General features: G+C 67.6%; 6 protein-coding genes. 2 read left to right on the top strand and 4 right to left on the bottom strand.

Features of this window, described 5'->3' with window-relative positions; all coding sequences use genetic code 11:
• Window positions 1–77: 77 nt before the first annotated feature.
• The 4 genes from ABZ646_RS36255 to ABZ646_RS36240 all read right to left on the bottom strand — a co-directional run bounded on the left by ABZ646_RS36255 (window position 78) and on the right by ABZ646_RS36240 (window position 5,262).
• Window positions 78–1,352, bottom strand: coding sequence for a zinc-ribbon domain-containing protein (locus tag ABZ646_RS36255; protein ID WP_360528785.1), 1,275 nt, complete (start codon window positions 1,350–1,352; stop codon window positions 78–80).
• Between the two features lie 624 nt (window positions 1,353–1,976).
• Window positions 1,977–2,639, bottom strand: coding sequence for a hypothetical protein (locus ABZ646_RS36250; protein WP_360528782.1), 663 nt, complete (start codon window positions 2,637–2,639; stop codon window positions 1,977–1,979).
• Window position 2,640: 1 nt separating this feature from the next.
• Window positions 2,641–3,639 (bottom strand): hypothetical protein, encoded by a 999-nt coding sequence (locus ABZ646_RS36245; protein WP_360528779.1) that lies wholly within the window; start codon window positions 3,637–3,639, stop codon window positions 2,641–2,643.
• Between the two features lie 246 nt (window positions 3,640–3,885).
• Window positions 3,886–5,262: an IS1380 family transposase gene (locus ABZ646_RS36240; RefSeq protein WP_360528776.1), complete on the bottom strand. Its 1,377-nt coding sequence runs from the start codon at window positions 5,260–5,262 to the stop codon at window positions 3,886–3,888.
• A 1,070-nt stretch (window positions 5,263–6,332) separates the two neighbouring features.
• Between ABZ646_RS36240 and ABZ646_RS36235 the strand changes: the two genes are divergently transcribed.
• On the top strand, window positions 6,333–6,617 hold the full coding sequence (locus ABZ646_RS36235) for a hypothetical protein (protein WP_326806063.1): 285 nt from the start codon (window positions 6,333–6,335) through the stop codon (window positions 6,615–6,617).
• Complete coding sequence (locus ABZ646_RS36230; protein ID WP_360528772.1) at window positions 6,553–6,933, top strand: helix-turn-helix transcriptional regulator; 381 nt, start codon at window positions 6,553–6,555, stop codon at window positions 6,931–6,933. Before ABZ646_RS36235 ends, ABZ646_RS36230 begins: the two co-directional genes overlap by 65 nt.
• The last annotated feature ends 41 nt before the right edge of the window (window positions 6,934–6,974 follow it).

The following is a 6,974-nucleotide window of genomic DNA, read 5'->3' as shown; positions in this document are numbered from 1 at the left end:
AGAGCTACCTGGCCGGACTTCATCTCCGCGCAGCCACCATCTGGATCGGCAGTCTTCTGCAAACCTGATGATCACAACTAGAGACGTGCCCTAGTCCGTGAGGATAGGGCGGCCTGCCATGTGTGATCTGGGTTTGCGGAGCATATCCAGGCAGGTGTGAACAAGGTCTGGCCGGTCGGGCGCACCTGCCACGCGGACAGCGGATTGGCCGGCGACCACTCCGCCGCCAGATCGGGGAAGTGGTAGGCGAGTGAGTCGAGGATCGTGCGGCACTCCGGACAGCGCAGGCGCTGGCCCTGTTCCCGACGGGCCGGTGTCTCCTGCCACTCGTGGCCGCAGTTTTCATTCCGCCACCACACGAGCTTGCGTGAACCGGGCGACACCTTCGACAGTTGAGTCTTGTCGTTTTTGGTCGGGTGCCACTGCGCGGCGATCTCGGCGTTGAGTCCGAAGGCCTCTGGATCGGTCTCGATCGCCACAAGACGCGACGCGCGTGTGTCCTGGCCGCGGCAGGACGGGCAGCCGTTACGTAGATACGTGAGGGGAGACTGGCGACAGCGGTGCCCACGCGGGCAACGTAGCTGACAGTGCCGGTAGTCCGCGGCCATTACGGTCCGGGGATCCGTCCCGTCGTCCCATGCCACAAGCAGTTCGGGCACGTCCGCGACCGGCGTCCTCTGATAACGCGCTTGCTCCGCCTCCCACTCAGCCCGTCGCTTCGGTGCGCACTCCGGGCACTCGCGCATGTTGACCATGTCGAGGATCCGTTTCCTGAACCGCAGTCCGCAGTCCGGGCAACGCCAGGCCGCCTCCCGCCGTGCCTTGACGGTGGCGGTCTCCCAGGCGGCGTCGTCGTTCTGCTCGTGGTCCCACCAGTCGAGGACGGGCAGTTCGCTGTTGTTGAGGAGGTCGCGCTGTTTGGACCCGGTGGGCTTGGTCGTCTGGCGATCACGCCGAGGGTTGACCTGGCACTGGCAGCCGAATCCGATGTCCCCTAGCCTCTCGGCGCTCAACCGGCCGCAGTAGCGGCACCGGACATGGTGCGGGTCGTCGGAGAAGGAGGGCGCGGTCAGTGCGCTGAGGTAGTCGTATCCGTTCTTCTCGGCGTGCTCCCGCGCCTCGGCGTGCGGAACGGGGTTCAGGTCGGCGTACGCGCCCATGGCCTGGCGAGCCTTCCGCGCCCACTGCCGCCAGTAGCAGGCCCGGCACGTCGCTTCCCCGTAGGCGTTCTTTTCCAGGGTGTACTCGAAGCGATAGTGCGCCTCGCAGCCGCATGCCAGGCACCGGGTAAGGCGCCACGCCTTCGGTTTCGTGAAGGGCTCCAGCGGTTCCAGGCCGCCCGCACGCAGCATTTGGGTGATGTGAGCGTCACACCAGATGCTCTTCGTACGTGTAGAGAACGCGGCAGGCTGCCCGCAGTCCGGCTCAGAACACAGTTGGGTCGGCTTACGCGACGATGGGGAACTCACGTGCGGATTCTCGCAGGTGCGTGTGCGGACGACACGAAGTGACGTAGTTGCTCCTTCGTCAAGCTGGGCGGTGTGGCCGAGGCCAGAGGCCTTGGGCGTGCCGTAGCAGCGGCGGCGGCAGACCACAGCGCGCCGAAGTGCCGACACTCCCGGTAGGAGAACCTCTCACCTCGTCTCACCGGCGGTGCCAGGGGAAAGGGCCGTCGAGGGCGAGCTGCGCCGGTCGCCCCTGGCGCCACGCGTCGAGATCGGTCGTGAGCGCCAACGGGGCTGCCTGCAGGACTGTTGAGCCTGGCGCTCGACAGGGTGGGGCCCGACTCGCGCGCCCTCACCGACGCGGTCTCTCCCCAACGCAGCAGGGTGCGTCCGTCTAGGCTCACATGCTGACCGCTCCCAGCAGCATGCCGGCGTAATCGTTGTCGATTGTCTCTACCGCAGCAGTCAGATGAGTTCCCGGTTTGGGCTTCGGGGGCTGCGTGGGAGAGCTTGCTGGTACGTCTCGGGGGCTCACTTCGCAGACGTCGGCGCTGAGCACGTCGTAGAGGTTCGGCATGCTTGCTCCTTCGGGGCAGGCGTGTTGTTCGTGTCGTGTGCGAGGCCTGCCAGAACGGGCAGGGAGACCAAGGCGGAAGCTACCGTCAGTGTCACTGCGTCACGGAAGACCGTGAGGAAGGTTCTCACTGTTTCCTCCCCAACACCGGACAGCTCCGCATACGTTTCCGCAAGCGACTTGCGTAGGGGCCGGGCGCCCTGCGTCGCCAGGTAGGTATCGGTGCGGCCGAAGACCGCTCGGGCGGAAAGGATGGAGGCGGCTCCTGCGACGGCCAGGACCGCCAGCGTGCAGGAGCAGACATACAGGGCGAGAAGGATCCAGTGCCGCTGTCCGACGTCGGAGGCCTTCGTGGCGAGGGCAGCGGCGAGGGCGAGCGAGACAGTGGCGAGCGCACCTGCTCTGTTGCGGATGCGGTCCAGGTCGGTTATCTGCCGGTCGAGCTGCCTGCGTCCCTCTTCGATGAGAAGTGCCAGTTCATCGTCGCTGTGCTGGTCCAGGTCGCAGGTGCGATCGGGGAATTCGGCGAAAGTGGGCAGGGCTCGGCCGGGGTGCAGCAGCGCCATGCAGTAGATGAGGTAGAGGCGGGCTTCAGCGAAGCGGCCGGTTACTGCTGCCATGTCAGATGCCCTGCAGCCAATGGGCGAGGCTGTCGGCCACCTGCTCGGTGATGGACTCCGGAAGGAAGAGCCACTGGCCGCCCGGATTGAGGTCCACGAACCACGGGCCGGCCTGGTCCACGATCCAGTCCTGGCAGCTGAAGCCGGTGTTGAGATGCTTGGCGAGCCGGACGGCGTCGTGTTCCACCGCCGGCCAGCGCGTGGACGCAGTGAAGGCGTGATGGGCTTCGTCGGCCTGCCGCCAGTCCAGGGGCAGTCCTGTCGCGTCCAATTCGGCGGTCCAGGCACGGTCGTTGACGGTGACGACCCTCAAGTGTGTACGGGCGTGCAGTTTGCGCTGCGCCAGGAACGGCGCGTCCAGGAGGTCGACGCCTGTCAGGGCGACGCCGGTGGCTTCCTGGGCGTGCACGATGTGCTGGCTGCGGTCCCTGCCGGCGAAGTTGCCAGGGCCGAGCGGCTTGATGATGAACGGCTCCCCCAGCTCCGCCGCCAGGACAGCCGGGTCGCCGCATACAAGAGTGGCCGGCGCGGCCACTCCCAACGCTGCGGCTGTCCGGTACTGGACGATCTTGTTCTCGGCAGTGAACAACGCATCCACCGTGCACAGCCATGTGAGTCCTGCATCGCGCAGCACTGCGGCAAGAGTTGTCATCCGGGCAGCCATACGCGCTGCGGCCTGGCCGCCCAGCTCCACTCCAGCGTCCCAGCCCGCAGGTGCCAGCCGTCTGATCCAGCCGCGGGCGGGCACGTGCCGAGACAAACGGACGGGCTGTCCGGACCGGTCGAACACGACGCTGTCCAGTGGGCTCAGGCGACTCAGAGCAGCAGGCAGCGTGGCCGCGTCCAGAACGGCTGTTGCCTGCCGCGGAAGCCGCTGCAGCACCGCCTCGACGTGAGGGTCGTCCAGGTCACCGATAACGACAGCGCCGGCGGGCCGCAGGGAATCCATTGAGGCGTTGTGGAAGGCGCGGTGAGTATCCGCTTCAAGGTGCGCTCCCATGACAGCACATGATACGAGGACAGATCATCCCCAGCCGCTCCTTTCCTGATGGCTCAGCTCATCCTTCGTTGTGCAACCGCCCTAACCTCGATCTTGCATGACGGTCCGCCGACGGAGTCGGTGGACCGTTTCGCTTTCTGTGGTTGATGGCGGGCATGCTGGCGGCCCGAGTGTCGCGTCGGGTGCGCGCCGGGTTCCACTGCTCCGGGCTGGGTCCTCTTTCGTAGGGACAGGCGAATCCGCTGTTCAGCCGGGGCTCGGCAGAAGCGCGAGCCGTTCGAGAGCGTCTGTGATCTCGTTGGTCCAGGGCCAGTGGCGGGCGAGGCGAAGGATGCTGCGACGGCCGGTGGTGACGAGCTGGCCGGCGGCGGTGAACAGGCGGAGTCGCAGGCGGCGCGGTTCCCAGAGCCGGGCCTTGCCGGTCAGGGCGAGCATGGGCATCCAGGCCAGCAGGTCCAGAGCGATCTGGACGATCTCCAGCCAGACCTGGTTCTGCGCGGTGTCGTGCAGGGGCAGGTTGCGCAGGCCGGTCGAACGCGCGGCCCGGATGCGGTCCTCCGCGCGGGCCCGCATCCGGTGGCGGAGCTCGAGCTCGGCGATCGGCCGGTCGGGGGTGTTCGTGGCGAAGCAGGTGATCCGCATGCCGTCGGCGTCCGTAATTCTCAACTGTGCACCGGGGTGAGGCCGTTCCCTGCGGACGATCAGCCGCATGCCCTTGGGCCAGCCGTCCAGGACGTCGCCGGCGAGTTCGGCGACCCAGGCGCCGTCGCGGACCTCGCCGTCCGTCTCGACGGCCGGGGTCCAGGCCGATGCCGGGATCTTGAGGACGTGGCTGTGGATGGCCTCGGTGATCACCATGCCGACCGAGTAGGACAACCAGCGCCCGCGCTGGGCGAGCCAGGCGACGAACTCGTGAGTGCCGCCTGCGGAATCGCAACGGATGAGGGTCTGCCGCCCGCGCCGGTACTTCTTCGGCAGCTGGGCCAGGGCGAGGCGGGCGGCACTGATGTGGTCGGCGGCCGTGTTCGAGCCTGCGTTGCCCGGCCTCAGCAGGGCCGCGACGGCTTCCCCGGTTCCGCCCGGTCCGTGGTCGACGAACCCCATCAGCGGGTGGTGGCCGTAGGTCTTCTTCCAGGTCGGGGCGGCGTCCTGCTTGTCTGAGTGCGCGACGACAAGCACTCCGTCCAGGTCCACGGTCACCCGCCCGTCGGCGTCCGGAGTCCGATCTGCAGCCAACTTCCAGGCCCGGCTGCGGACTTCCGCCCGAGCCGCGCGGATCGCGGTCAGTGCCTTCCCGCCGGCGGTGGCGAGGGTGTCGATCAGGCGGGAGACCGTCGGGTCGGAGGCTACCGGCCCGAACACGGCCGGCTCGGACCGCAGCAGTGCGACGTCGGCGAGGCAGTCTCCGCCGAGCGTGACCGCCAGCGCGAGGTCCAGGAGAACCTTGCCCGGGTCGTGGACGGCCCGCGGTTTGCGCCAGGGGGCGAGCGCTGCGGATATGGCCCGGTCAAGACCGGTCTTGCGGGCCGTTTCGACCAGCAGGACCGAACCGGCCTGCGAGACCACGGCTCGGCCGTCGTCCCGGACACGGACATGGGGGTAGGACCCGGTAGGCTGCTTCACCTGGAAAGTGCCTCCGACAGGGGCGGGAACAAGGACCTCAGCAATCCTCATTCTCGCTGGTCAGAGGCACTTTTCGCTTACCTGACCGCCTATCGGACAGCCCGCTTCACGAAAGCGCGAGGCTAAGGAGGCGGCATCCAGGGCAAGAAGCAGCAGATGATCACGCCGTCCACCCGTCCGAAGCAGCCATAACTGAACGCGTCGGTGCGCGGCCCGTCCTTCGCAGGGGAGCGCACGCGCGATACGGCCTCCTACGCAAACAGCATCTCGCCCCAACGCCTTGCCCTCGGGATGACCGGCCGACAACTGCCCCTCGCCCACGACGACGGCACCGTCCTCGCCCGCCCAACCGTGCAGACCTCCAGCCAACGGCGGCGGACGGCCCGCCCCGCCACAGCGCGGTGACCTACTTCGGCTACGGCTTCGGCCTTCACGTCGGCTCATGACCTCACCCGCTGAACTGGGCCGCCACATCACCAGCGTTCGCGATAACGTGTGGAGGTCTGTTCACAACCTCTTCCGGCGTGGGAGCAGTGACGCCTACACCAGCCCGATAGTGGCGCGGTTTTACGGCGGGTGGTGTGCGGCGGAGCCCGACGGCTGCGAGCGGAGCCCGCTCTTCTGGGTATACGGCGAGGCCGGCGCTCTCAGGGAGAGTGCCGGCCTGGAGCGGTCTCACGCGGCAACGTGATCGCGCTGGGATTCCTGAACCGCCGGGTGGAGCCCGCAACTTTCAGGAGCGGCCGAAGCCATGGTGCCTGTCGAATAGTGCCTGCCGTCTCTGAACGGGCACTGAACACGATTGGGATGGCGCGCCATCTAAATCCCGTGCGAGGGGCAGGAGGTTCTGCCGTCGGCGGTGAACATCCTGTTCGGCCCGGGTGCGCACTGGTAACGGCGCGTGGACAGATCTGCATGAAAGTCTTGGACGCTGACGCATCATTGATTCTGAGGGTATCCCCTGGCCGGTGGGGCGAGTGGCAGGATGCAGAGCCCGGACGGCGTCGGCAAACGCCGTTCGGATGTTCGGCATTGGAGCCCGCAACATCCCCCGCTCTGTGCGGGGGTTCATGACTCAGGAGAAGACCATGGCTCGAACTCTCTTTCCAGCGCAGTGCGCGGTGCACGGTACGCCGTGCGGGCACCGGTCTCCGTTCGCCGATGCCGTGGTGATCGTCGTGATCGTCGTGCTGGCTTGTGTCCTGTCCATGTACGGTCTGGAGCTTTCGTCCGTCCTGGCCGTTCTGGGAGGCGCCGGCCTGGTGGCGGCCAGCACGCTGACTGCCGTCCGTGGAGGAGGCAGGCGCCTGCGCCGCACCGTGGTGCAGGCTGCGGCCGCTATTGCCGCCGGCTGACGGCCGAACGTCGGTGGGGCGCAAGGAGAGGCCGATTGCCTCCTCGAACCGAGCGCTGGTGAAGCTTGCCAGGTGGCTGCGCGACCAACGGTCGGACAGCGGTTGTTCGTATGCCGAGTTGGCCGCGCGTGTGGGCGTTCACGCCACCACGCTGCAGCGGGCGGCATCAGGCCAGTCGGTTCCCAGTGAGCGCAGCGTGCGCGCCTATGCGGTTGCCTGCGGCGCGTCGGTGGATACGGCGATGGACCTGTGGCGGCAGGCTCGGCGGGGCAGGCTGCGCATGGACCACCCAGGTTCGCCGGCAGAAGGTCGGTAGAGTCTCGGGCTTCATCGAGGTCGCCTCGCTCGCATGCCGCC

Origin of the sequence: Streptomyces sp. NPDC007162, assembly GCF_040634175.1 — a bacterium.
Lineage (GTDB): Bacteria > Actinomycetota > Actinomycetes > Streptomycetales > Streptomycetaceae > Streptomyces.
The sequence above is the reverse complement of the archived record's forward strand: the minus strand, read 5'-3'. Positions and strand labels throughout refer to the sequence as shown.